The following is a 26,146-nucleotide window of genomic DNA, read 5'->3' as shown; positions in this document are numbered from 1 at the left end:
ACAACCTGATAGCTGAGCTTACATCCTGCAACTCTTAATGCTTCGACTTTTAGAGATTTACGCGGGTATTGTCTGACATACCTCGAAAGGATCGAAGTCATGCTTACACTTCTCGCCCATATTCTGCTCAAGGATCTTCGCGACGGAAATGCGTCGGATTATCCGGATCATCTTAAGGAACATGCGGATCGCTACATCAGAAGTCCCCGCGCTCACAAACACCAGGAGCGTTACCGCGCGACCCGCTACCGCGACCTTTGGTGAGGCGCTGACGCGTCTCCCTGTCGCGTCAAACGTCGCTCAAAGGGTCTGCGGCGACGGGCACGAGAGCCCCGCGGTCCGGCGGGGATCTGACCCGTTCGCCGCAGACACCCAACCCACGAATTCTGTCGTATCGAATACCAGAACCGTACCATCGCGCCACGTCAGCGCGCGCAAACCGTTCGTGCATCCGACCTGCCGTTGCGCAGGCTGACCAGTGAGCTTTGTCATCGCCGTCATGGTCGAATGATCCGTGCGGCCAAAATCTATACGCAGCGGGCGGTCGGCCAACTGAATGCCATTTGCATCCAGCGTATAAGGAATGGTCTGTGCCGGGGACTCCATGGGAATTTCCACGCATCCAAGCAGGCAACCAATGCTCAGGATGACGCAGCCGCTCGCATATCTCATCGGAAAGCAGACTATCGTGGCGAGCGTTTGGCCAAGATTCGTTGAAGCGTTCTGCGATGCATGTTCAATCGCCGCGCGGTCTCGGACACATTGCGGTCGCACAATTCATACACACGCTGAATATGCTCCCAACGCACCCGGTCTGCCGACATCGGGTTTTCCGGCGGTGGCGGAAGCTCGTCGCCGGTGGCCAGAAGGGCGTTCGTTACGTCATTGGCATCCGCAGGTTTCGACAGGTAATCCGTCGCGCCAATCTTCACTGCGGCGACAGCTGTCGCAATGGCACCATAACCGGTCAGAACGACAATCTTGGACTCTGGCCGCCGTTCACGCAGAACTTCGACCACGTCCAGACCATTTCCATCCTCAAGCCGCAGATCAATCACGGCGTAGGCAGGGGGGCGCGCAGTGGCAATCGCCTTGCCACCCGCAACGGTTTCAGACATCTCGGGGGTGAAGCCACGCTTTTCCATTGCGCGGGCCAGACGACGCAAAAACGGCTCGTCATCATCCACGATAAGCAATGACGTATCTTCGCCAATGTCGTTCAGCGCTCTCTCAACCATTTCGCGGCATCCTCCCGGTGCGTGATGATTTGAAACCTAGGTTTCAACCTACCTCAGGTCAAATCTCGCTTAGCTTGCATTCACATAGCAAGCCACGGTTTCAGCGATTTGTGGTGCTGTCGCATCCCGCCGAAAGAAGTCCACAAACCCGTGTTCGGGCAGCATAAGATAGGTCAGCGTTGAGTGGTCGACCAAGTAGTAATCGTCCTCACCCGGCTGGCGCTTGTAATAGGTTCGATAGGCCTGAGAAGCCGCCTGCACCTGCTCTGGGGAGCCTGTGAGACCGATCATATCAGGATGCATTACATCGGTGAACTCTGTCAGAACCTCAGGGGTGTCACGGTTTGGATCAATCGAAATGAAGACGGGCTGAACGTCATATCCACCCCCAATCAGTTGATCGACGGCTTCAGCGTTGCGGGCTGCGTCCAAGGGACACACGTCGGGGCAGTAGGTATACCCGAAATACACCAAAGTCGGCTTGGTGAGAATATCCTCGTCCGTGACCGTCGTACCATCTTCACTGACCAGTTCGAAGGGCCCGCCAATGTCACCGCCCGCCGTCGTGGCCTGCGAACATTGGGCGAACTGATCGTCCCCATTTCCCGCAAGCATGACATAGGCCCCCAGCCCCACGACCATCGCGACAACGGCGCCTGCAGCAACTGTGGCATAGAGTTTCATGGTCCGGAATCCTTCTCTGCAGATTTGCCTCAGTTGATCCTTTATCCAGCGCCCCGTATCAACGGTTCATAATGACGCGACGCATCACATCTGCGCTATGGTAGCACCAACCACAGCTTGGCTGAACCGCCACGGCAGCCGGGGTATGGTCAGACTGCGGACCTTGATCCTGCTGCGGTGGCTCGCCGCGATGGGCCAAACGACGGCAATCCTTACTACCACCTACGGCCTGAATTTTGACATCAGTATCGGTTGGTGCTTTCTGGCCATCGGTGCGTTGGTCATCACCAACCTCGTCGCGGGTTTTGTTTATCCCGAAAATCGCCGTTTGCTGGAACAAGAAGTGTTTCTGCTGTTGCTGTTCGATCTGCTGCAGTTGGGCTTCCTTCTCTATCTGACTGGCGGGTTGAACAATCCATTTGCGCTGATGATGATTGCGCCTGTGACTGTGTCTGCGATGACGATGCAGCCGCAGCCGACCCTCATCTTGGGCGGGCTGGCGATCATTCTCGTCACGCTTCTGAGCTACTTTCACGTGCCGTTACAGGATGCGAATGGCTTTGTTTTTCGGATGCCGCCCCTTTTTGTTCTCGGGTTCTGGGCCGCCATGATGATTGGCATCGTGTTTCTGGCGATCTACGCTCGGCGCGTCACAGCAGAAACCTACGCGATGAGCCAGGCCCTACTTGCGACCCAGATGGCCTTGTCACGGGAGCAGAAACTTACCGATCTTGGCGGTGTGGTTGCCGCGGCAGCGCATGAGATGGGAACGCCACTTGCCACGATCAAGCTGGTCAGTTCGGAACTGGTTGAGGAACTGGAAGATCCCACGCTGCGCGCGGATGCAGAACTGATCCGGGAACAGGCGGACCGATGCCGCGACATTCTTCGCTCTATGGGACGCACAGGAAAGGATGACCTTCACCTGCGAACAGCCCCCCTGAGCGCGGTGGTTGAGGAAGCCGCAGAGCCACATATGGCCCGCGGGAAGGAGGTACATTTCAGCTACGTGGTCTCCCCGGGCGGGGCACGCAAAATGCCCAACATCCAGCGACGCCCCGAGGTGATACACGGACTGCGAAACCTGATCCAAAACGCTGTCGATTTCGCACGCTGTAGTGTTTGGATCGATACGAAATGGTCAGACGATCATGTGTCGATCAGGATAATCGATGACGGCAACGGGTATCCGACGGATCTTTTAGGCCGCATCGGTGATCCGTTCATCCGCAGGCGGGCGCGAGAGGCAAAATCAAGTGAGCGGCCGGAATACGAAGGCATGGGCCTGGGTCTTTTCATCGCAAAGACCCTTCTGGAACGGTCAGGAGCGGAAACGATCTTTGCGAACGGATCGATAGATAGTGAGACGCCTGGATCGGGGCATGACCGAAGCGGTGCAATTGCCGAAGTTGTTTGGCCGAGTGCTGCGATTGTCATCGACGTCACCCCAGGAACCCAAGCGCTTGGCGAAAACCGTCCCATCCCCATTTAACGCTGCATTAACCGCTTCGGAGTCAGGATCGTCCGATCTTGAATCAAAGACCGGTGGTGTAAAAGATGTCAATTGCTCTCCTTCCTATGGCATTGGTCCTGCTCGGTGGCTTTGGGATCGGCGGCCTTGTTTTATGGCTCTTCAGCCAAGCCGTTCCACCAACCGCGCGGCAGGTTCAATACAGTGAGCCCCATGTTTTCACTTTTGAGAATCGCGAGCTTGTGGCGACCTCCCCGGCGGCCAAACAAGCGCTGAGCGTCGAGGATCTGGACGAGGATATCTTCCACCAACTGATCAGCCGGTTGTCGACGTTATTCCCGGCTTTGCAAGACAGACTCGACAATGCGGAGCAGTTGAAAATTCCGTTTACGCTGCACGATCTGACATCTGGCGGTCCCATCAGCGTCGCAGTTACCTTTGACGATCGACTGTTGTCGGTTGCTGTGACGGGAATTGCAGCACCGCTGTCCCGCAAGATCCTTGTAGATCATGATCGTGCAAAAGCAGCCAATGCCGAATTGCAGGTTCTGCGCGGCACCGTGGAAACATCCCCGGTGGCCATGTGGCGCGAAGATGCTGGCGGCAACATCGACTGGGTGAATAAAGCCTATCGTGACTTGGTCGAGGATTCCGAGGAAGGCAAGAATGCTGCGAAATGGCCGATCCCCCGGCTCTTTGACAGCAGCCCCGTGGCGTGTCCGGGGGAACAGGCCGTCCCCAAACGATCGAAGCTCACAAAACTCAGCGGCGATACCGACTGGTTCGAGATCGCAAGCTACGGTCGCGATGAATCCAGCCTGCACTATGCATTCGACGCCAACGCGACGGTCAAGGCCGAGAACTCCTTGCGCAGCTATATGCAGACGCTCACACAGACTTTCGCTTACCTGCCGACGGGCCTCGCCATTTTTGACAAGTCTCGGCAGTTGGTTTTGTTCAATCCCGCGCTGATGGAACTGACCTCCCTGCGGCCGGAGTGGTTGTCGGCACGGCCGACACTTTACGATTTTCTCAATCAATTGCGGGAAAGTCGCATGATCCCGGAGCGGAAGGATTTCTGTGACTGGCGCAAGAAAATCGCCCAGCTGGAGCAATCCGCGCAAGACGGCACCTATGGCGAGACCTGGACCCTACCCAACGGCCAGATCTACCGCGTCACCGGCCGTCCCCATCCGGAAGGCGCCATCGCCTTTCTGATCGAAAATATCACGGCCGAGATGTCCCTGACCCGAAAGTTCCGCCAAGAGTTGGAGCTGAGCCAGTCGCTGTTCGACAGTATTCCAGAGGCGATTGCGATCTTCGGTCCTGAAGGAGTCGTCACCATGGCCAACGCTGCCTACACAGCCCTGTGGGGCAGCGATCCGATGAGCGAAGTGGCGCAGATCAGTGTCGTGGATGCCATCAAGCAATGGCAGGAAAAGACAATGCCGTCGCCGATCTGGGGCGACTTGCGGGACTTCTCGGTTCAGATGTCCGAACGCGTGGAATGGTCTGGAATGGTGACGCTCAACGACGGGCGCGCCATGATTTGCAGAGTTGCACCACTGCCCGGAAACACGACACTTGTGGGCTTCACCGAAGCGGATGCGCAAGTTCGTGAGACCATCGTTCCTATGGCAGTTGTACCGCCCAACCGCGCCCGCATGAGCGGTTGATCACCGCTTGCGGGACCGTGGGTATCCCGTCAAAATGGGCAAACACCTTCTTTCGACGGGCAGGCCCAAGCGATCCAAATCCACCTCAAAAACCTAGACGATACCCTGACCCTGGCGCAGGCGTTTGCCGACAGCGCGACAGCACCCGCGACGCTTCTGCTGGAGGGTCCTGTGGGCGCTGGGAAAACCTTTTTTGCCCGCGCCTTCATTCAACATCTGATGACCCAGACAGGTCTGGTTGAAGATGTCCCTTCACCGACCTTTACCCTTGTTCAAACTTATGACGTGGCGGACCAAGAGATCTGGCATGCGGATCTCTACCGACTGACAGGTCCCGAGGCGCTGTTTGAACTGGGACTTGAAGAAGCATTCGACACCGCGATTTGTCTTATCGAATGGCCGGATAGGCTGGGCGAACTGACCCCCGCTCACGCACTGACGCTTTCCTTCGCACCCGATCCTATAAACGACGACGCGCGGACCCTATCGCTATCCGGTAGCTTTGAAGGCTTTTCAGGCCTAGAAGGTCTGCTCAAACGACAGGCGGGTGAGTAAGGGTGCAGAGAACAGACGAGATCAGTGCCTTTCTCGCACGGACAAAATGGGCGAGTGCCGAGCGCAGGACAATCGCGGGGGACGCAAGCAACAGGCGATATGAACGCCTGACGGACAAGGACCATGGCACCGCAATCCTAATGGACGCCCCGCCAATGAAAGGCGAAGATGTCAGGCCGTTCGTGAAGATTGCAAATCATCTTCTGTCCATCGGTCTGAGCGCGCCAAAGATTTATGACGCCGATGAAAGCCTCGGCGTCCTATTGATCGAGGATCTTGGCGACGCTCTTTATGCCCGCGTCTTGGCAAAAGACGACACTGCCGAGATGGATCTCTATCAGTGCGCCATTGATGCCCTTCTCGTCGCCCATAAGGCGGCACCGCCACAAAACCTGTCGCCCTATGATGCAGATGCGATGACCGAGACGGCCCTGCTATCGGTCGACTGGTACGGCGCATATGGTGCGGAAAAGGTACCAACAGGTCAGGATCGCGCAGCACTTCAACAGAGCGTTTATCAGACCCTGACGGAGCATATGATCGGGCCGACCGTCTTGACGCAGCGGGACTATCACGCTGAAAATCTGATCTGGTTGCCGGACCGTGATGGGCCTGCCCGTGTTGGTTTGTTGGACTTTCAGGACGCAATGCTGGGCGATCCGGCCTATGATCTGGCTTCACTTTTGAAAGACGCGCGCCGGGATGTCAGCCGAGAGGTTCAACGAGCCACACTCGAGAGATATTGCACTGAAATGAACTTTGAACGCGATCGTTTCAGCGCGAGTTATGCCGCCTGCAGCGCCCAGCGTAATCTGCGTATCTTGGGTGTTTTCACGCGATTATGCGTCCGTGATGGCAAGCCACACTATCCGGATCTTCTGCCGCGGGTCTGGCGCAATCTGCAAAGCGATCTGCAGCACCCAGCGTTGCGCGATCTGGCAAAGTGCGTCGGGCCGCTTTTGCCGAACCCGAGCCCGGACGTGATTGCAAAGATCAAGCAAAGCCATGTCTGACACCCCAGAGAGCATAATGATCTTCGCGGCAGGGTTCGGAACGCGAATGGGGCATCTGACCAAAAACACCCCAAAATCCATGATCGAGGTCGCGGGCAGACCTCTGCTGGAACACGCCATTTCTCCGGCAGAAGATCTGGGACTGAACATCGTGGTGAACGCCCACTACCATGCCGCGAAGGTCGAGGCATATCTAAGGGGGCGCACCATAAAGATTGTGGTTGAAGAACCGGAAATTCTGGATACCGGGGGCGGGTTAAAGAATGCCCTGCCTCATTTGCCGGGGGAGGCTGCTTTCGCCATGAACTCCGATGCGGCATGGGCCGGCCCCAACCCGCTGAAGATTTTGGCGGACGCATGGCGACCTTCCAAGATGGATGCGTTGCTGTTGCTTGTCCCGCTCGAGCGCACAGTTGGCTATACTCGTCCGGGCAGCTTTGAGACGGATCCCACGGGCCGATTGATCAAGAGCAGCCGCGGCGATGTCTACACAGGCGCCCAGATCGTGAAGACCGCAGCATTCGCTGATATGCCAAATGGCGCCTTTTCGTTTTGGAAACTCTGGAACATCTGGCTTGAAAGGCGGACGGCCTACGGGGTGATCTATCCCGGAATGTGGGCGGATGTGGGAACGCCCGATGGGATCGGCTTGGCAGAAGATATGCTGAGTTATGTTTGAAAGCTCAGACACGCCAAGGCTTTTCGGTGTCGCACCGGGGGTCGATTTCCCAGCCAATGTCGCGGATGGATTGAAAGAGAGGCTGGCGGATACACCACCTCACGCAATGGCTAAGGTCGAGCTTTTCGTGAACACAACCCGCATGCGTCGCAGGATCGTCGCGCTTTTCCAGCAAGGGGGTGCATGTTTTCTTCCGAAAATTCGACTGATCACTGATCTGGCAAATGATCCTACGGCCCGGATCACGGCGGAGCCCGTTGACCCCCTGAGACGGCGGCTTGAACTGGCGCGTCTGGTGAAACGGTTGATCGAAAAGGCCCCCGATCTGGCCGCCGAGGACAGCGCTTATGATCTGGCTGACAGCCTTGCCACGCTCATGGATGAAATGCAGGGCGAAGGCGTCTCTTTCGACGTGCTCAAATCGCTCGACGTCGAACAACATTCCGCCCATTGGGCGCGCAGCCTGACATTTCTGGAGATTGTTGGCGATCTGCTGTCGGACACTACTGCGATGGACACCGAAGAGCGGCAACGCGTTGTCGTAGAGGAAAAGATCGCAGAGTGGGAGGTGCGCGCACCGAACCATCCCATCATCATCGCCGGCTCAACAGGATCGCGCGGTACAACCAATCTGCTGATGCAGGCGGTCTCACGCTTGCCAAAAGGGGCGGTTATTCTGCCTGGCTATGATTTTGATCTGCCGTCCGCGATCTGGGACCGATTGATGGCGCCCGCTCCGGGCACATTGTCTCTCGAAGATCATCCGCAATTCCGGTTTGCCGCGCTCCTAAAGTCGCTGGGCTTGCAAAACAGAGATGTCCCCGCGTGGCATGATCACAAGCCCCACAGTCCCGCGCGTAACCAGCTAATTTCCTTGGCGCTCAGGCCCGCGCCGGTGACAGACAGCTGGCTAACCGATGGTAAAAAACTGACCGAGTTGCCAAACGCCACATCCAACCTTTCGCTGATAGAGGCGAAGACCCCGCGCGCCGAAGCAGTCACGATCGCATTGCGGCTCAGGCAGGCCGTCGAAGACAACCAGCTTGCGGCGGTGATCACATCGGATCGGACGCTGACCCGTCAAATTACCGCAGCTCTGCAACGATGGGGCATCGTTCCCGATGACAGCGGCGGGATCCCATTGGCCCAGACCGCGCCGGGACGTTTGCTGCGTCAGACCGCAGACATCATGATGCGCCCACTGACCTCAGAGACATTCCTCGCGCTGTTGAAGCATCCGCTGGTATCCCGAGTTGATCGCAGCACGCACCTCCTGCGTACCCGTGATCTGGAACTTCAGGCCATCCGCGGGAAAATGGCGTTTCCGAACCGGGCGGCTGTTCTGAAATGGGCAGAGCAGCGGCGCGATGATCCGGATGCGACCCGCTGGGTAGATTCGGTGTTCAATTGTATTGACGCGTTGCACGTCGCACAGACCACACCGATGACTGATCTTGCGTCTCGCCATATCCAAGTCACCGAGGAATTGACGCGGGATGCAGAAGAGACGCCTGCGCTTTGGGGCAAGGCCTCCGGCGAGACCGCGAGAGACGTCATGCAATCCCTTCGCGACGCAGCGGACGCAGCCGGGGATATGACGGCCACAGATTACACGCAGATCTTGGGGCGTGTTCTCAGCGGCGCCGAGGCGCGAGATCCAGTGAACTTTCACCCGGGCGTCATGATCTGGGGAACGCTTGAGGCACGCGTTCAGGGCGCAGATCTGGTGATCCTCGCCGGGTTGAACGATGGCGTTTGGCCTGAAACACCGCCACCGGACCCTTGGCTGAACCGCCAGATGCGACAGAACGCGGGGCTGTTGCTACCAGAGCGTCGGATTGGTCTGTCAGCGCATGATTTTCAACAAGCTGTCGCCGCGAAGGAGGTCTGGCTGACCCGCTCGGTCAGGGATGCAGAGGCCGAGACAGTGCCGTCTCGCTGGATCAACCGCCTGTGCAATCTGCTTGAAGGCATCCCCGGCGGTGATGAGATGACCGGCGCCGAAGCGCTGCAACACATGCGCGGTCGCGGCAATGACTGGCTCGCGAAAGCCGCAGAACTGGAACGACCGAAGACAACCATCCCGCCAGCCCGGCGACCTGCCCCGCGCCCGCCGGTCGCTGTAAGGCCTACCAAGTTGTCTGTAACCCGGATCGAGACGTTGATCCGGGATCCCTATGCAATTTATGCGCAGCGAATTCTGAAATTGCGCGCCTTGGATCCCCTGTCCCTCTCGCCGGACGCCCCCTTACGCGGACAAGCCATCCATACCGTGCTGCAAGAGTTTGTTTCAGAAACGCGTGACGATCTCTCAAAGCTTAACGTGGATACACTGATGAACACGGCGGATCGGGTGTTTTCGGAGACCGTCCCATGGCCTGCGACCCGCGCGATGTGGCGGGCTCATCTGTCCCGCGTGGCACACTGGTTTCTGACCACAGAAGCAGAGCGCCAGCAAGAAGCCCGCCCCACCCGCTTCGAAGAAGATGGCAGGTTCTACATCGATGAGATCGCATTTGAATTGCACGGCCGCGCGGATCGCATCGATCTCGACCCATTGGGGGCTGCATATATCTACGACTACAAAACCGGGAGCGTCCCGTCGAACAAGCAGATGGAGCACTTCAACAAGCAGGTTCCACTGTTGGCTCTGATCGCGACGAAAGGCGGGTTTCCCGGCCTGCCGCCTCACGTCGCACGGGCAGGCTATATAGGCTTGGGCGCAAAGCCCGATGAGCGCATATTCGACGTGGACAGCGATGAGTTGGACAGTGCCCGGACCGGGCTGGTCCGTTTGATAGCCGCATATCAAACCCGCAGCCAAGGCTACGCGTCGCGACGTGCGATGGAGACAGTCTCGTTTTCGAACGACTTTGATACGCTGGCCCGCTTCGGTGAATGGGACGTCACGGACCCACCAGCCCCGGTGGACGTGGGTCCATGATGGACGACGCAAGCCGCGCGCAGGTCTCGGCCGCCGATCCCGGAAAATCCACCTGGCTGTCGGCAAACGCAGGCTCGGGAAAAACACGCGTTCTGACTGACCGGGTCGCGCGGCTGCTTTTGGGCGGCGTCCCACCACAACGCATCTTGTGTCTGACCTATACGAAGGCTGCCGCAAGCGAGATGCAAAACCGACTGTTTCGTCGCTTGGGTGCGTGGGCCATGATGAGCAACGCGGATCTTGCGGAGAGCCTATCCGGTCTTGGTGTTCCAGCGGATATCCTGACGTCTGAGACACTGGCCGAGGCACGACGTCTGTTTGCAAAGGCGATTGAAACGCCAGGCGGCTTGAAGATCCAGACGATCCATTCGTTCTGCGCGTCTCTTCTGCGTCGGTTCCCTCTAGAGGCGGGCGTCTCCCCAAACTTTCGCGAGATGGATGACCGGACAACGAAGCTTGCGCGCTCCGAAATTCTGGACCAAATGGCCGAAGACTGCCCGGATGTATTTTCTGCTTTCGCAGAGCACTTTCGAGGCGACGACACGGATAAAATGCTTGGCGAGATTGCCAAGAATGCAGCGGCATTTCAGAGCGCTTCTCTTGAAGCGTTGGCCAAGTGGTTTGGTTTGGATCCCCGTGCAGATGAGGCCGCCGTGGCCAAAAGGGCATTCATCGGCGGCGAGGACGCGCTTGTCAGTGACGTCGTGAAAGAACTAAAAAACGGGAAGGAGAGCGACCAAGCGCTCGCCGCCGCTTTGTCAGTGCTCGATCTATCAGTGCCGGACTTGGAAGCGTCGCAAACATTGGAGCGTCTTTTTCTGACTGCCGGCGGCACACCCAAGAAATTTCAGCCAACCAAAGACGTCAAAGTTGCACTTGGTCCGATTGCCGAGGCATTCGACGACTTCCGAAATCGCATAGCCGATGCCCGAGACGATCGGTTTGCTGCGCGCGCGCTGAGGCGCACGCAAATCTTGTATGCTTTCGCAGGGGTATTCCTGCAGCGGCTCGCCCAATACAAATTGCGCACCGCACAGCTGGATTTTGATGATCTGATTTTGAAAGCTCGCGCGCTTTTGACGGACCCCGCGGTCGCATCCTGGGTGCTGTTCAAGTTGGACGGTGGCGTGGATCACATCTTGGTGGACGAAGCGCAGGACACCTCGCCCGCGCAGTGGGACGTCGTGCAACTACTCGCTCAAGAATTCACGTCGGGTGTTGGCGCACAGAGCCCACAGGCCCGGACAATATTTGTCGTGGGCGACCCAAAACAGTCGATCTACTCCTTCCAAGGCGCGGATCCCGCGGCCTTTGATACCATGCGGGAGTACTTCAACACGGCGCTGTCTGATCTGGGCCAAGATCTACAACAGCAGGACCTTCTCTATTCTTTCCGATCTGCAGAGCCCGTCCTGCAGCTTGTCGACGCAACATTCACGGAAGACCTGCGGAAAGGGATGGGTGACCAGCTACTTCATCACGCATTCAAGTCAGCACTTCCAGGCCGTGTCGATCTTTGGCCCGTGGTCGAACCGGAAGAAGCCGAACCGGAGCGGGACTGGTTTGACCCGGTTGATATTCTGGGCACCGACCATCACTCGGTTAGATTGGCGCGGAACGTTGCCCGCTTCATCAAGGAACAGCTTGAGTCCGGGCGGATCACCCAACTTGAGGAACATGGCGGCGAGACCACCAAAGTGACCCGACCGATCCGGGCAAGCGATTTCTTGATCCTTGTGCAGGGCCGGGGCAGCTCTAATGGGTTGTTCAAAGAGCTTTTGCGCGCGTGCAAGGATGCGGATTTGCCGATTGCGGGCGCGGACCGTCTGAAAGTCGGTGCAGAACTTGGCGTGAAGGATCTGACCGCGCTTTTGTCTTACCTCGCAACGCCCGAGGATGATCTTTCGCTGGCCACTGTTTTGCGATCCCCTCTTTGCGGTCTGAGCGAGGCGGAGCTTTATGACTTGGCCCATGGCAGACCCTCCTACCTGCGTCAGTCGCTTGAAGAACATCGAGAGCGGTTTCCGCAGGTCCACGCGATGCTCAAAGACCTCCGGGATCAGGCAGACTTCCTGCGCCCCTACGATCTGTTAGAGCGCGCGCTCACCCGACATGGCGGGCGTGAACGCATCGTGGCCCGGCTGGGCGCAGCAGCAGAGGAAGGGATTGCGGCGCTCTTGGACCAGGCACAACGGTTCGAACAAGCCTCCGTCCCGAACCTCACTTCGTTTTTGGCATGGCTTGCTGCGGACGAGCTGGAAATCAAGCGGCAACTCGACGGATCGAACGATGAGATCCGTATCATGACTGTGCATGGGGCCAAAGGGTTGGAAGCACCTATTGTGATCCTGCCCGAAACCCTGACAGCCGCCAAGCCGGTGCGCGACGAGATCTTCGTTATTGATGGGCTGCCGCTCTGGAAGCCACCATCCGAACAAATGCCCAAATGTATTCAAGACGTCAGCGACCAGATCAAAACGCGTCAGGATGAAGAGCGGATGCGACTTCTCTACGTGGCAATGACACGGGCAGAAAGCTGGTTGGTGATTTGTGGTGCGGGGAAAGTGCCGAAGACCGCGCGGAGCACTTGGTATCAGATCCTTGAGGATGGCATGGCACGCGCCGGTGCAACTCAGCCCCAGGAGCAAGAGGTGGCATTGCGCCTTTCACATCTAAGCTGGCCCGAACCGCAGCGCCATCAGACGGTCGAGCTTGTTATGGCAGAAAAAAGCGCACTTCCTGACTGGGCTTATGCATCAACAATTGCGCCACGACCGGCTTCTAAAACATACGCGCCGTCCGATCTGGGCGGCGCCAAGGTGATTTTCAGGGACAAGACATCCGAGCCAAATGACGGCAAAGAACGCGGGACTGCGGTACACTTGCTTCTCGAACATCTAGCCCCCCTCCCCGATGAGCAGCGCGAAGACCGTGGTCTCGCGATGCTTGCGCGTATGGGTCCATTGGCAGAGTCGGGTCTGCTGGCTGAAGCTCTCGCCGTGCTCCGCGCACCAGAACTGACGGATATCTTTGCGCCGGATACGCTTGCTGAAGTGCCGGTCTCCGCCAGCCTTCCGTCCCTTAACGGCGCGCGAATCTATGGTTCGATTGACCGTCTCATCATCACAGAGGACGGAATTCTCGCTGTGGATTTCAAGTCGAATTTCGTTGTTCCGGAGCGCGCGGCCGACACGCCGGACGGGCTTCTGCGGCAAATGGGTGCATATGCCGAAGCGCTGGAACAGATCTATCCCGGGAAAAAGATAGCAACCGCAATCCTTTGGACGAAAACGGCCACGCTCATGACACTGCCGCACGACATCGTGAGGTCCGCGCTGCGAGATGCCATATATCTTGACCCATCCGAGGGCAGTTCATACGTTCAGACCAACTGAAATTTTTCCGGAGGGCCAGACATGGCAACCGTTGCAGTAACAGACGATACCTTTGATGCCGAGGTGCGCAAAGCCGATGTGCCCGTGATCGTGGACTTCTGGGCCGAATGGTGCGGACCCTGCAAGCAGATCGGCCCGGCCCTTGAAGAGCTTTCCGCTGAATACGAAGGCAAGGTGAAGATCGTGAAGGTGAACGTGGATGAAAATCCAAACTCACCCGCTCAGATGGGCGTGCGCGGTATTCCGGCACTGTTCATGTTCAAAGACGGCGAAGTGGTGTCGAACAAAGTGGGCGCAGCGCCGAAAGCAGCTCTTCAAAGCTGGATTGACGAGACCGTCTAAACCCCCTCACATTTTGTCGGAATGAAAAAAGCCCGGATCCTGTGATCCGGGCTTTCTCTTGTTACGTTAGAACTAGCTACCCCTTGGAGAACTCCGGGTAAGCCTCCATTCCAAGTTCTGAGACATCAAGTCCATTGACCTCGGCCTCTTCAGATACTCGGATACCAACTGTCGCTTTCAAAATGAACCAGACCACTGAAGAGACGACGAAAACGAACACGCCTATGATGATGATCGGCATCAACTGACCCATGAATGTCGCATCGCTATTGGTCAGCAGAACCGCCATCGTTCCCCAGATACCTGCAATCAGGTGAACCGGGATCGCACCAACAACATCATCGATCTTCATGCGGTCCAGCATTGGGACGGTGAAGACAACGATTGCACCACCAGCGCCACCGATGACCAGCGCCATGAACAGGCTTGGGGTCAGCGGTTCAGCGGTGATCGACACAAGACCGGCCAGCGCACCGTTCAGGACCATCGTCAGATCAACCTTGCCATAGACCAGCTGTGTCAGGATCAAGGCTGTCACAGCCCCAGCAGCCGCAGCCATGTTGGTGTTGGCAAAGATGCGTGAGACGTCAGAGACATCACCCACCGTGCCCATCGCAAGCTGCGAGCCGCCATTGAAGCCGAACCAGCCGAGCCACAGGATAAACGTGCCGAGGGTCGCGAGTGCCAGATTAGAGCCGGGCATTGGGTTCACCCGACCGTCTTTGTACTTGCCAAGGCGTGGTCCAAGGATCAGTGCGCCCGCGAGCGCGGCCCAACCGCCGACAGAGTGCACAACAGTGGAGCCAGCAAAATCGAGGAAGCCCCATTGCGTATCAAGGAAACCGCCGCCCCATTTCCAGGACGCCTGGATCGGATAGATCAGTCCGGTCAGCACAATCGTGAAGATCAGAAATGGCCATAGCTTGATCCGCTCAGCCAGCGTGCCCGAGACGATCGACGCTGTTGTTGCACAGAACATTAATTGGAAAAAGAAGTCCGAGCCTGTGGATGCGTAACCATAGTCATCAGCGCCGTCGCGCGTGACACCGACTGCCTCAAGGATGGCAACACCGAATGCGCCAAGGTAGCCGCCGGTTTCATCCGTTCCAATGGACCAGCTGCCAAGCGGGTACATCACGTTGTACCCGATCAGCCAGTACATGATCGCCGCCAGTGAGAAGAGCGCGATGTTCTTCGTCAGCTGGGTTGTGACGTTCTTGGACCGTACCAGTCCAGCTTCAAGCATTGCAAAGCCTGCAGCCATCCAAAACACAAGGAAGCCGCCGATCAGAAACAACAGCGAGTTGAAGATAAAGATGGAATCCGACGAAGCGTCAGTGCCCGGCACAGCGTCTTGCGCGATCGCAATCCCCGGCAGCGCCAGCGCAGCAACCGCCGCAGGTATCAGGTGTTGCAGTTTCATAAGTGTGTTCCCCTGGAAAGTTTGCGCTCAGAGAGCTTCTTCATTTGTTTCGCCGGTCCGCACGCGCACAGCTTGGCTGAGATCGAGCACGAAGATCTTGCCGTCACCGATCTTGTCGGTCTTTGCAGTGCTTGCGATGGTTTCGACGACCTGGTCTGCCATGGACGCGCTAACCGCGATCTCAAGCTTCACCTTCGGCACAAAATTCACCGCATATTCGGCGCCGCGATAGATTTCCGTATGGCCGGACTGTGATCCGAACCCCTTTATTTCGGTCACCATCATTCCGCGCACACCGATTGAGGTCAGTGCCTCGCGCACCTCCTCAAGTTTGAACGGTTTAATCGCTGCAATTATCAGTTTCACACTGTTCCCCTTCCGCTTGGCCCGTCGGTCGGGCGCGTCGTGGAGGAAAACTGCCCTTTTGGCAGGCGGCAGCAATATTGGAAGCCGTCACAGGAAGAGCAGCAGAGCGCATTTGATGCAAAAAACGCCTAAATTTTAGACTTAGATTAATTTATAAGCATTTCATGAACGCTTCTTTTTGTAGATTTGCTCTACATCCGCGTCAGAAACGCCTATAGATGAGGAAAGAAAAACAAGAACATTCGAGCGCAGGCGCATGACCAAATCCGGCAAGAAAAAATCGCCCTTGGTGGCGGACAAAAGGTACTCGCGAACGGTCGCGAAACCCGCCGCTAAGAAGCGTGCGCCAAAGCGAAAGGCGCGCGTGACAAAAAAGAAGCGTGGTCTCATCGGGACATTGCTTTTCCCATTCACCTTCCTTGCGCGATTGGCATTCGGCTTTCTCTGGCGCATCACGGCGGTTGCCGCATTGATCGTAGGCGCCGCTGTTGCATACACGGCCACGCAGATCCCCCCCGTGGAAGAACTCATTGACGGCAGAACGCGCGGCTCGGTCACATTTCTGGATCAGGATGGCTTGGTCTTTGCATGGCGCGGTGATCAGTTTGGAGGGCCCATTTCCGCCAACGCAGTGGCCACTGCGCTTAAAAACTCCGTCGTTGCGACCGAAGACAAGCGCTTCTACTGGCATCTCGGTGTATCCCCGCGCGGCGTCGCCAGCGCCGTTCGCATCAACCTGAGGGAAGGCCGGGGGCCACTTTCGGGCAATGGCGGGTCGACGATCACTCAGCAAACCGCGAAGCTTCTATGCCTTGGTGTCGAGTTTGATCCGGAAAGATGGAAGTCCGAAACGGAATATGAGGCGGATTGCCGTCGTGGAACCATCCCCCGGAAGCTGAAGGAAGCGATCTACGCGCTCGCGATGGAAATCCGCTACACCAAGGACGAGATCCTCACGGTGTATCTAAACCGGGCGTATCTGGGTGCAGGCGCTCGCGGTTTTGAGGCTGCAAGCCAACGCTATTTCGGCAAACCGGCGGCGAAGGTCAGCATTCCGGAGGCTGCGATGCTGGCTGGTCTTCTAAAGGCGCCGTCCAGCTACGCGCCGACCAACAACCTCCAGCGGTCTCGCGACCGGGCGGCGACCGTGCTCAAACTGATGCGGGAGCAGGGCTATATTACGCCAACTGAAGAAGCTGCCGCATTGGCGGCACCGGCTGGCCTGTCCCAAGTTGCGCAGGATCAGGCGGGCGGGTATTTCGTTGATTGGGTCATGGACACCACACCTTCATTCTTGGCCCGCGATACGACGGAGGATGTCGTAATCCGGACGACATTCGACAACCGCATTCAGAAAGCGACCGAAGATGCGCTGGACTATGTTTTTGAAAATAAGGTTCGCGAAGGCTCTTTGGCGCAAGCCGCGATTGTCGTTATGTCGCCCGACGGCGCCGTGCGAGGCATGGTTGGTGGCCGCAAGGCAAAGGTGACGGGCGCTTTCAATCGGGCAACAGAAGCCAAGCGCCAGACAGGCTCCGCCTTCAAACCGTTTGTCTATGCCGCCGCGATGGATTTTGGCTTTCAGTACGACTCTGTGGTCGAGGACGCGCCGGTCTGTCTGAATGTACCGGGCTCCGGAGAATGGTGCCCGAAGAATTATTCGCGGACCTATGAGGGACCACTTACACTGACATCCGCACTGGCGAAATCGGTCAATACTGTCGCCGTGAAGGTCTCGGAAGAGGTGGGGCGCGACAACGTACGCCGGGTGGCAGAAGAGTTCGGGATCGACAACGCGCTCGCCGATGGTCCGGCCCTTGCCCTCGGCGCGTCCGAAAGCACGCTTCTTGAGATGACAGGTGCCTACGCAGGTATCCTCAACGGCGGCCGGGCCGTAACGCCGTACGGACTAACCGAGATCAGTCTCAAGGGCGATAACAGCCCGCTTATGGGCCAGAACGGCGGTTATGGCGACCGGGTGATAACACCTCAGGCCGCCGAACAGTTGATCTATATGATGAGCCGGGTGGTAAATTCAGGCACTGGCGCGCGGGCGCAGATCGCCGGACGCGAGGTCGCCGGAAAGACCGGAACAACACAGGCTGCACGCGATGCATGGTTCATCGGTTTCACATCGAACTATGTCGTGGGCGTCTGGATGGGGTACGACGACAACACCCCACTGACGGGCGTCACAGGCGGTGGCCTGCCAACAGAGATTTTCAAGGAAACCATGGTTCGCGTCACTGAAGGCATTCCGGCTGGTCCGCTCCCGATGATCCGTCCCGCCCGTCCACCACAGGTTTCACCACCGATCCCAGAGCAGGTCGGGCGTCCCCGCTCCCAAAATGGAAACGGCCGACCCCGTTCTGACAGAGGGTCGACCGCAGAAGAGATTATTCTCGATGTGCTTGGCCGATTGCTCGGCCGCTGAAATCAGCCGGCGTTCTTGAGGTCGGCCGTCAGACGGCCGATGTCGCCCCCGCGTCGATCTAGCATCGCGCCGATCTCGACCCGCTCAGACGTCAGGGTGTTCACACCTTCGATAATAATGTTGAAGATCTGCGGTTTACCGCTGCGATCAGACACAAGCCAAACAACGCGGAATGGCGACGATCCGCGCAATCTTGCAATCGAGTTCACTTCGTAAAAGCTCTTGGTTTTCCGCGATCCGTTCACGGTGATCTCTCCGCCCACGAATTCCCGGAAACGACGGCCATACTTTCGCGTGAAATAGTCCTGAAACGCGCCGATATAGGCCCGTTTTTCACCGTTGGACGCTGATCGACCTGCTGGGCCAAGCGCGCTGAGCGCAACGGTAGGCACGTCAGCGTAGCTTGCAAAGACGCGCTCAAAATCACGAAGCATCGCATTCTCAGACTTACCGGATGCGATGATGCGGTTGATGTCGTTGACGGCTTGTACCACCAATGATTCCGCCTCGGATCCGGTCAACGCGCTAGCTGCACGCGTATTGAACGTCGCCAAAAGCGCGGCAGCGCCTGCGATGAATGTGCGACGGGTAAAAACGTTATTCTTCACCATATAGCTCCTCGTAAGGGTCGAAATACTCAGCATCCGCACCGCCCCTCAGTTGGGCGCGGCGATTTTGCAGATACAGCAGGCGGGCCTGAGCATAACTGTCTTCACTCTCATATAGCACCGAATCTATGAAATCCGAGAACCGGTAGCGATCACCAAATCGTGCGGCGATGCCTGTGGCGGCTACGGCGGAACGCTCTGGATTTTCGATGACAAAGTTCAGTGGATTCAAAATGGTGTCCACAACGCGGCCAAAAGCGTGGCGTTCCGTACTTGGGCCAACAATTGGCAATTCAGCGTAAACACCCTCTTCGACACCCCATACATGAAGGGTCTCGCCGAAATCCGTACTACGTTCCTCAAGGCCGGCATCTGTTGCGATATCAAGAATACCCGCGATGCCAAAAGTAGAATTCAGTAGGAAGCGGAACGTGTTTGCCCCGGCATCTTCGATCCGCAACTGCAGGAGGTCGTTCAACACCATTCCGGGCAGGTTCAGGTTCGACGCGAAGTTGCTGACCCCTGTCCGAACAGGTCCGGGCACGATCGTTCCGTAAGCCGTTGCTGTCGGACGGACAACCAAGCTGTCGAGGTCACGATTGAACTGATGCGTCCCGCGATTTTTCGCCTCTTGGGGATCGTTCACTGCCGTTTCGATTGGCGCTGGCGAACACGCGCTCACAAGGATAAGCAGCCCGGCAGAAATTAGGGCGCGTTGATAGTGTAAGGTCTTCCACATGTGCGTGACTCGACTTTTATGTATTTTACAACCACTAGACACTTTGCATTAAGGGAGGATGTGCGAAACCTCCAGTGCGTCAAGCCAACGAACCAAAAAGTTTTGAAATATGCGTGGAAATAGCAAGATACGGCCTAATGTGCTCCGCAAATCTTCAAAGGACGGCGCAGCGCGATGAGAAAAGACCCACTCCAGAAAGGTCGATCAGAGCTCGCGGAAGCGCGCAGCGAGAGCAGGCATCTGTTCAGCAGCGCCTTTATCTTCAGCATTTTTGTTAACCTTTTGATGCTGACAGGCCCGCTTTACATGCTGCAGGTCTACGACCGCGTCCTAGGCAGCCGCTCTGAAGAAACGTTGATCGCCCTGTCCGCGCTTGTGGTTTTTCTTTACGCGATGATGGGTTTTCTGGATTACGCGCGGGGTCGTGTCCTCGCCCGCGCCGGTGCCAGATTTCAGGACCGATTGGATCGTCGCGTCTTTTCCGCAATGCTGCGAAAGGCCAACCTTGCACCAGATCAGTCGGACACAAAGTCAGGCCTGCGTGATCTGGAGTCGGTCCAGCTTTTGCTTTCGTCACCGGTACTTCTGGCAATTTTCGATTTGCCGTGGACCCCGTTTTTTCTCGCCGCGATTTTTATCTTTCACCCTTGGCTTGGCTATTTGGCGCTAGGCGGTGGTGGAATTTTGATTGTGCTGGCCCTTCTCAACCAACGAATGACCAGACAACCGCAGTTGGAAGCCAATATTGGCACAATGCAGGCAAACCGTCTCAGCGATGAGATTATGGAAGAGACCGAGATCGTGCAGGGACTCGGCATGCGAGAAGCTAGTTTTGATCGCTGGCAGAAAGTCCGTGCAACCGCGCTCGAAGGCAACCTGATCAAAAGCGACCGTGCTGGTACGGTGACGGCGACAACCAAGACACTTCGTCTATTCTTACAATCGGCAATGCTTGGACTCGGGGCATACCTCGTTTTGCAAAACGAAATGACCGCGGGCGCAATGATTGCCGGGTCGATTCTGCTTGGACGCGCATTGGCGCCAATCGAGCAGTCCATCGGCCAGTGGGCCTTGGTTCAACGGGCGGCAACCGGATGGCAAAGCCTTGTGAGCCTGCTCAGCGAAGTCTCAGAAATGCCGCGCCGGACTCCGTTGCCCAGACCAGAGGCGCGTCTGTCCGCAGAGCAGCTGACCATCATCCCACCGGGTGAAAAACAGGCCACACTGCGCATGATCTCGTTTGATCTGCCGCCGGGGCAAGCAATGGGCGTGATCGGCCCGTCTGGTGCTGGTAAATCTACGTTGGCCAAAGCCCTGACCGGCGTGTGGCCCGCGGCAGGAGGTAAAATCCGATTGGGTGGCGCGGCGCTGGATCAATACGATGCCGATGTCCTAGGCAGTCACATCGGGTATCTGCCGCAAAAAGTCACTCTATTCGATGGCACAATCGGGGAAAACATCGCCCGACTCGATCCACAAGCAGATCCGGCAAAGATCGTTGCTGCAGCCCAAAAAGCAGCGGCCCATGATCTGATCCTCAAACAACCACAAGGCTATGACACGCCAGTGACCGCTGCCCGCGGACGGTTGTCAGGCGGTGAGCTCCAAAGAATAGGCCTCGCCCGCGCACTCTACGGGAATCCGGTTATACTGGTTCTCGATGAACCAAATGCCGCGCTCGACAACGACGGGTCCAACGCTTTGAACAAATCCATTCGCGAAATGAAGGCAGATGGCAGGTCCGTTATAATTATGGCTCATAGGCCGTCCGCCATTCAGGAATGCGAACTTCTTATGGTACTCGATCAAGGTATGCGCCGCGCCTTCGGCCCGCGCGATGAAGTTCTGCGGGGGACGGTTCAAAACCATGCAAACATCACCAAAACAACCGGACCGGGGGGCGTGACATGAGCCAGCCCCAGAAACAGCCGCAGAAATGGTCTGCTACGAAGCCATCCATCATCGGCTTCCTCGCGCTTTTCATCCTTGTCGGGGGATTTGGGACATGGGGTGTCATGGCGAACATTGCGGGCGCCATTATTGCGACCGGACGTATTGAGGTCGATCAGAACAGACAAGTTATTCAGCACCCAGATGGCGGTGTGGTTGCTGCCATACATGTCGGTGAAGGTGATCAGGTCTCCAAAGGAGATGTGTTGATCAAGCTCGATGCATCCCGTCTGCGCTCCGAGCTTCTGATTGTGGAAGGCCAGCTGTTCGAGTTGATCGCCCGTGCCGGACGACTACGGGCGGAGCGGGATGATCTGACGGAGATCACCTTTGATCGCTTGCTTTTGCAAGCGTCTCAGGATCGGCCACAGCTTCAGGAGCTCATCGACGGCCAACAGCGTCTGTTTGAGACGCGCATTTATTCCGCGCAGCAAGCCGTCGAACAGCTCGAAAAACAGAAAGCGCAGATCGGAAATCAGGTTGAAGGGATCAAGTCCCAGCAAGAAGCGCTTCAACTTCAGTTGGAACTTCTTGAAGAAGAGCTGTCGGCGCAACAAGAGTTGCTGGACAAGGGCCTTGCACAAGCTGGTCGGGTCTTGGGCCTAAGACGGGAAGACGCGCGTCTGCGCGGCACTGTCGGAGAGCTGACGGCATCTGCTGCGGAAAGCGAAACACGGATCACCGAGATTGACCTCGAAATTTTGCGCCTAAACACACAGCGAAAGGAGGATGCAATCTCCCAACTTCGCGATCTGCAATACCGGGAATTTGAGCTGCGCGAAAACCGATTGGATCTTCAGGAACGCCTTGCGCGTTTGACCATCACCGCCCCGGTTTCAGGGCTGGTCTTTGGCTTGGAAGTTTTTGCTGAACGCTCCGTTATCCGTCCGGCAGATCCGCTTATGTATCTTGTTCCGCAGGATCGTCCCCTGCTGATCACGGGCGAAATCGATCCCATAAACATCGACGAGGTTTTCACCGGCCAAGATGTGACATTGCGCTTTTCGACCTTCGATGCGCGGACAACACCGGAGGTGTTCGGTAAAGTAGGCAGTATCTCGGGCGATGCTTTCAAGGATGAAGCGACGGGCCGCAGCTTCTACCGGATCGAAATGGAGTTGAACGATGGTGAGCGCGCACGATTGGGCGATGTCGACCTCGTTCCAGGAATGCCGGTCGAGGGTTTCATCCAGACAGGCGAACGGTCGCCCATCGCCTACCTCGTCAAGCCGTTGACCGACTATTTCAATCGCGCGTTCCGAGAAAGCTGAGCGCTGGCGGCGGCTTGTTGGTTGCACCAGCACAAGGCGACCCATAGCCTGCGTTCAAACGTGAAAGCACAGGAGCCGCGGCTATGTCCACCGATTACGAAGCACGTCTAAATGAACTGGGTATAACCCTGCCCAATGCCCCCGCGCCTGCCGCGAATTATGTACCCAGCGTTCAAATTGGCGACACTCTCTATGTGTCAGGCCAGATTTCCCAGAACGAAAACGGTCTGATCGTAGGCAAACTTGGAAAAGATATGGAGGTCGCAGAGGCCGCAGCGGCGGCCAAGACCTGTGCCATCAGCCTGCTGGCTCAGGTGAAATCTGCATGTGGCGGCGACCTCAACAGACTTCAGCGGGTAGTCAAATTGACCGGGTTCGTAAACTCCACCCTTGACTTCACAAATCAACCTCAGGTGATCAACGGCGCATCTGATTTTCTTGTCGAAGCGCTGGGTGATGCCGGACGTCACGCACGATCTGCCGTCAGTGCGGCCGCTTTACCGCTGGGTGTTGCCGTTGAAATCGAAGGCATCTTTCAGATTAAAACGTGAGTCTGCCAAACGCGTTTCTGACCCGCCCGATTGCACATCGCGGGCTGCACAATTCCAGCCGCGGTATAGTAGAAAACTCGCTAGGTGCGTTTCGAGAGGCCATCGATGCGGGCTACCCTATCGAACTGGATGTGCAACTGTCGCACGATGGCGACGCCATGGTCTTTCACGACTACGACCTGCGACGCCTCACAAATCACAACGGACCTGTGAGACAACATAAGGCCGCAAACCTGAAAGAAATTACACTCAAAAATAGTTCAGATACGATCAATACTTTGCCGGAGATCTTATCAGAAATTGAAGGCCGGGTCCCAGTCATCATCGAATTGAAGGATCAGGACGGCGCGATGGGCAACGATCTGGGGCCGCTAGAGCACTCGGTCGCAACCGCAGTTCAGGCCTATCATGGTGATGTCGCGGTAATGTCGTTCAACCCACATTCGGTCTCGCGCCTCGCGGCGCTTCTTCCGGATATCCCGCGGGGTATCGTGACATCTGACTTCAACCCCGCCGACTGGCCGCTGTCGCAAAACACATGCGCTATCTTGAGGAAAATCCCTGATTTTGATCGGGTGAAGGCACAGTTTATTTCCCATGATGTCACAGATCTGAATGCGCCCCGCGTTGCAGAGATCAAACAAACGGGCGCATCGGTTTTGTGCTGGACCGTACGATCCGAGGCTGTCGCGCGAGAAGCTCTGAAGATCGCCGACAATATTACGTTTGAAGGCTACCTTCCGGGTTGACCGGGTGCAGCATGACCCCATGTCGACCGGGGAAGGAACCGTCCCCCAATGACCGAAACGCAAGTCGAAATCACCGTTTTGCCGACCCTTGCGGACATCGCGCCCGAGGAGTGGGATGCGTGTGCCTGTGAAGTAGGCCCAGCGGGGCGGCCCGTTGATCCATTCACGACTTACCGATTTCTAAGCGCGCTCGAACGCTCCGGGTCTGTCGGCGCCGGGTCTGGTTGGCAGCCCCAATATCTGACAGCACGTGCGGAAGGAAAGATCATCGCGGTTGCCCCCCTCTATGCGAAAAATCATAGCCAAGGGGAGTATGTTTTCGATCACAACTGGGCGCATGCCTATGAGAACGCCGGTGGTCGATACTACCCCAAGCTGCAGGTTGCGGTGCCCTTTACGCCTGCGACAGGACGCCGGTTCCTAACCCATCCGGATTGGACGGATACGGGCCGCGCCGCACTGGTCCAAGGGGCCGTACAATTGGCCGCCAATAATCAGCTGTCCTCCCTGCACATCACATTTTGCACTGAAGACGAAGCCGCAGCCGGCCAGCAGATGGGGCTGCTTCGTAGAACCAGCCAGCAGTTTCATTGGACAAACCAGAACTACGTCAATTTTGATGCCTTTCTGGCGTCACTTTCGGCGCGCAAACGCAAAAACATCCGGAAAGAACGCAAGCAGGCTCAGAAGTTCGGTGGGGATATCATTGCAGTGACAGGCGATAATATCCTTCCGGAGCACTGGGACGCCTTCTGGGTTTTCTACCAAGACACCGGCGCGCGAAAATGGGGCATGCCCTATCTGACACGAAAGTTCTTCGATGAGGCGCAGGAGACGCTTCGAGATGACATTTTGCTCAGCCTGGCCGTCCGGGACGGGCGTTGTGTCGCGGGTGCGATGAACTTCATCGGTGCGGATACGCTCTACGGGCGCTATTGGGGATGTTCGGAACATCACCCCTGTCTGCATTTCGAACTGTGTTACTATCAAGCGATTGATTATGCGATTGCCCAAGGGCTGACCCGCGTAGAAGCCGGGGCGCAGGGCAGCCACAAATTGGCCAGGGGATACCTGCCAAAGGTGACGCATTCGTTACACTGGGTGGCAGATGAAGGGTTTCGTGACGCAATCGAGAAGTTTCTGATCGCAGAGCGCGATGCGGTGGACGAAGAAATCGAGGTTCTGACCGAGTACGGACCTTTCAAATCAGTAAAGGATGAGGATGATGGCGACGAAACTTGACGGGCACGACCGGGATGAGGGTCTGACTAAATTGAAAGCCAGCGGATGGACGCATGACGCGGACCGTGATGCGGTCTCAAAATCTTTCAGCTTCAAGAATTTTGTTGACGCTTTCGGGTTCATGACCCGTGCTGCAATCCACGCCGAAAAGATGAACCACCATCCGGAATGGTCAAACGTTTACAAAACGGTCGATGTTACGCTGACAACCCACGACGTAGATGGGTTGTCAGAGCTGGATCTGGAGCTTGCCAAGAAGTTTGACGAACTCGCCTAGAAGCGAGCGCCAGTTTGGGTCAGGTGACGCAGGCTGCCGATTACAACGCTTCCAGCAACGTCTCGCCAGCTGATACATCGCACTGACCCGGCGACTCTTCGAGGTTCAGCTTTGTCACCTTGCCGTCTTCAACCAGCATCGCATACCTTTTGGATCGCGCCAGCAACCCGGCAGGCGGGGCATCGAAATCCATGCCGACGGCCTTGGTGAACGTGCTCTCTGGATCTCCTAGCATTGTGATACCCGCACCAGATGCCCCTGTCGCTTCACCCCAGGCGTTCATAACGAACGGGTCGTTGACAGAGACACAGATTATTTCTTCCACGCCCTTTTCCTCGAACTGATCTTTGGTGCGAATGAAGCTTGGCACATGCGCCGAATGGCAAGTCGGGGTGTAGGCCCCCGGGACCGCGAAAATGATGACTTTTCGAGCTTCGGTAAGTTCTGCGATATCCACCTGCTCTGGTCCGGCATCGCCAAGTCTGACGAGTTTGGCGTCCGGCAGTTGGTCCCCTACGGAAATTGTCATATTTCACTTT

General features: G+C 56.9%; 24 protein-coding genes. 16 read left to right on the top strand and 8 right to left on the bottom strand.

Annotation, left to right across the window (positions count from 1 at the left end; genetic code table 11):
* The first annotated feature begins 99 nt into the window (after positions 1–99).
* Entirely contained in the window at positions 100–264 is a 165-nt protein-coding gene (locus KIN_RS09160) for a hypothetical protein (RefSeq protein ID WP_159806230.1), read from the top strand.
* A 36-nt stretch (positions 265–300) separates the two neighbouring features.
* Here KIN_RS09160 and KIN_RS09155 read toward each other — a convergent pair whose 3' ends face one another.
* The 3 genes from KIN_RS09155 to KIN_RS09145 all read right to left on the bottom strand — a co-directional run bounded on the left by KIN_RS09155 (position 301) and on the right by KIN_RS09145 (position 1,922).
* Positions 301–606, bottom strand: a complete 306-nt coding sequence (locus KIN_RS09155; RefSeq protein ID WP_159806228.1) for a hypothetical protein — start codon at positions 604–606, stop codon at positions 301–303.
* Between the two features lie 77 nt (positions 607–683).
* A complete protein-coding gene (locus KIN_RS09150; protein ID WP_159806226.1) occupies positions 684–1,238 on the bottom strand; it encodes an ActR/PrrA/RegA family redox response regulator transcription factor in 555 nt (184 codons plus the stop codon).
* Positions 1,239–1,307: 69 nt separating this feature from the next.
* On the bottom strand, positions 1,308–1,922 hold the full coding sequence (locus KIN_RS09145) for an SCO family protein (protein WP_159806224.1): 615 nt from the start codon (positions 1,920–1,922) through the stop codon (positions 1,308–1,310).
* A gap of 97 nt (positions 1,923–2,019) precedes the next feature.
* On the opposite strand from KIN_RS09145, the gene regB reads away from it, so the two are divergent.
* From regB to trxA, 8 genes are all read left to right on the top strand, one after another.
* Positions 2,020–3,414 carry a sensor histidine kinase RegB gene (gene regB / locus KIN_RS09140; RefSeq protein ID WP_159806222.1) on the top strand — a complete coding sequence of 465 codons (1,395 nt, stop codon included), beginning with the start codon at positions 2,020–2,022 and terminating at the stop codon, positions 3,412–3,414.
* A gap of 65 nt (positions 3,415–3,479) precedes the next feature.
* Positions 3,480–5,069 carry a PAS domain-containing protein gene (locus tag KIN_RS09135; protein ID WP_159806220.1) on the top strand — a complete coding sequence of 530 codons (1,590 nt, stop codon included), beginning with the start codon at positions 3,480–3,482 and terminating at the stop codon, positions 5,067–5,069.
* Positions 5,070–5,141: 72 nt separating this feature from the next.
* Positions 5,142–5,624: a tRNA (adenosine(37)-N6)-threonylcarbamoyltransferase complex ATPase subunit type 1 TsaE gene (gene tsaE, locus KIN_RS09130; protein ID WP_159807937.1), complete on the top strand. Its 483-nt coding sequence runs from the start codon at positions 5,142–5,144 to the stop codon at positions 5,622–5,624.
* A 2-nt stretch (positions 5,625–5,626) separates the two neighbouring features.
* The gene (locus KIN_RS09125; protein ID WP_243144878.1) at positions 5,627–6,637 is read left to right on the top strand and encodes an aminoglycoside phosphotransferase family protein; all 1,011 of its coding nucleotides are present in this window, start codon (positions 5,627–5,629) and stop codon (positions 6,635–6,637) included.
* Positions 6,630–7,316: a nucleotidyltransferase family protein gene (locus tag KIN_RS09120; RefSeq protein ID WP_159806218.1), complete on the top strand. Its 687-nt coding sequence runs from the start codon at positions 6,630–6,632 to the stop codon at positions 7,314–7,316. Before KIN_RS09125 ends, KIN_RS09120 begins: the two co-directional genes overlap by 8 nt.
* Positions 7,309–10,260 (top strand): double-strand break repair protein AddB, encoded by a 2,952-nt coding sequence (addB, locus tag KIN_RS09115; RefSeq protein WP_159806216.1) that lies wholly within the window; start codon positions 7,309–7,311, stop codon positions 10,258–10,260. Before KIN_RS09120 ends, addB begins: the two co-directional genes overlap by 8 nt.
* The gene (gene addA, locus KIN_RS09110) at positions 10,257–13,655 is read left to right on the top strand and encodes a double-strand break repair helicase AddA (RefSeq protein WP_159806214.1); all 3,399 of its coding nucleotides are present in this window, start codon (positions 10,257–10,259) and stop codon (positions 13,653–13,655) included. Before addB ends, addA begins: the two co-directional genes overlap by 4 nt.
* A 21-nt stretch (positions 13,656–13,676) precedes the next feature.
* A complete protein-coding gene (gene trxA, locus KIN_RS09105) occupies positions 13,677–13,997 on the top strand; it encodes a thioredoxin (RefSeq protein ID WP_159806212.1) in 321 nt (106 codons plus the stop codon).
* 76 nt (positions 13,998–14,073) lie between these two features.
* Here the strand turns inward: trxA and amtB are convergent, their stop codons facing one another.
* Positions 14,074–15,420, bottom strand: coding sequence for an ammonium transporter AmtB (gene amtB / locus KIN_RS09100; protein WP_159806211.1), 1,347 nt, complete (start codon positions 15,418–15,420; stop codon positions 14,074–14,076).
* Positions 15,421–15,447: 27 nt separating this feature from the next.
* Positions 15,448–15,786 (bottom strand): P-II family nitrogen regulator, encoded by a 339-nt coding sequence (locus tag KIN_RS09095; protein WP_159806209.1) that lies wholly within the window; start codon positions 15,784–15,786, stop codon positions 15,448–15,450.
* A 256-nt stretch (positions 15,787–16,042) separates the two neighbouring features.
* Here KIN_RS09095 and KIN_RS09090 point away from each other — a divergent pair, with 256 nt between their 5' ends.
* A complete protein-coding gene (locus KIN_RS09090; protein ID WP_159806207.1) occupies positions 16,043–18,220 on the top strand; it encodes a transglycosylase domain-containing protein in 2,178 nt (725 codons plus the stop codon).
* Positions 18,221–18,222: 2 nt separating this feature from the next.
* Here KIN_RS09090 and KIN_RS09085 read toward each other — a convergent pair whose 3' ends face one another.
* Positions 18,223–18,831 (bottom strand): MlaC/ttg2D family ABC transporter substrate-binding protein, encoded by a 609-nt coding sequence (locus KIN_RS09085; protein ID WP_306439002.1) that lies wholly within the window; start codon positions 18,829–18,831, stop codon positions 18,223–18,225.
* Positions 18,818–19,567 (bottom strand): MlaA family lipoprotein, encoded by a 750-nt coding sequence (locus KIN_RS09080; protein ID WP_159806203.1) that lies wholly within the window; start codon positions 19,565–19,567, stop codon positions 18,818–18,820. The genes KIN_RS09085 and KIN_RS09080 overlap by 14 nt, the downstream gene beginning before the upstream one ends.
* Before the next feature lie 174 nt (positions 19,568–19,741).
* Here KIN_RS09080 and KIN_RS09075 point away from each other — a divergent pair, with 174 nt between their 5' ends.
* The 6 genes from KIN_RS09075 (at position 19,742) to KIN_RS09050 (ending at position 25,607) form a co-directional block, all read left to right on the top strand.
* Positions 19,742–21,478 (top strand): type I secretion system permease/ATPase, encoded by a 1,737-nt coding sequence (locus tag KIN_RS09075; RefSeq protein ID WP_159806201.1) that lies wholly within the window; start codon positions 19,742–19,744, stop codon positions 21,476–21,478.
* Positions 21,475–22,788 carry an HlyD family type I secretion periplasmic adaptor subunit gene (locus KIN_RS09070; RefSeq protein WP_159806199.1) on the top strand — a complete coding sequence of 438 codons (1,314 nt, stop codon included), beginning with the start codon at positions 21,475–21,477 and terminating at the stop codon, positions 22,786–22,788. Before KIN_RS09075 ends, KIN_RS09070 begins: the two co-directional genes overlap by 4 nt.
* Positions 22,789–22,871: 83 nt before the next feature.
* Entirely contained in the window at positions 22,872–23,339 is a 468-nt protein-coding gene (locus KIN_RS09065; protein WP_159806197.1) for a RidA family protein, read from the top strand.
* Complete coding sequence (locus KIN_RS09060) at positions 23,336–24,088, top strand: glycerophosphodiester phosphodiesterase family protein (protein WP_159806195.1); 753 nt, start codon at positions 23,336–23,338, stop codon at positions 24,086–24,088. Before KIN_RS09065 ends, KIN_RS09060 begins: the two co-directional genes overlap by 4 nt.
* A 48-nt stretch (positions 24,089–24,136) precedes the next feature.
* The gene (locus tag KIN_RS09055; protein ID WP_159806193.1) at positions 24,137–25,330 is read left to right on the top strand and encodes a GNAT family N-acetyltransferase; all 1,194 of its coding nucleotides are present in this window, start codon (positions 24,137–24,139) and stop codon (positions 25,328–25,330) included.
* Positions 25,314–25,607 carry a 4a-hydroxytetrahydrobiopterin dehydratase gene (locus KIN_RS09050; RefSeq protein ID WP_159806191.1) on the top strand — a complete coding sequence of 98 codons (294 nt, stop codon included), beginning with the start codon at positions 25,314–25,316 and terminating at the stop codon, positions 25,605–25,607. The genes KIN_RS09055 and KIN_RS09050 overlap by 17 nt, the downstream gene beginning before the upstream one ends.
* A 40-nt stretch (positions 25,608–25,647) precedes the next feature.
* On the opposite strand, the gene KIN_RS09045 is transcribed toward KIN_RS09050, so the two are convergent.
* Positions 25,648–26,136, bottom strand: a complete 489-nt coding sequence (locus KIN_RS09045) for a peroxiredoxin (protein ID WP_159806189.1) — start codon at positions 26,134–26,136, stop codon at positions 25,648–25,650.
* Between the last annotated feature and the right edge of the window lie 10 nt (positions 26,137–26,146).

It is taken from the genome of Litoreibacter roseus (assembly GCF_009811795.1).
Lineage (GTDB): Bacteria > Pseudomonadota > Alphaproteobacteria > Rhodobacterales > Rhodobacteraceae > Litoreibacter > Litoreibacter roseus.
This window is presented reverse-complemented; position numbering and strand designations above follow the sequence as displayed.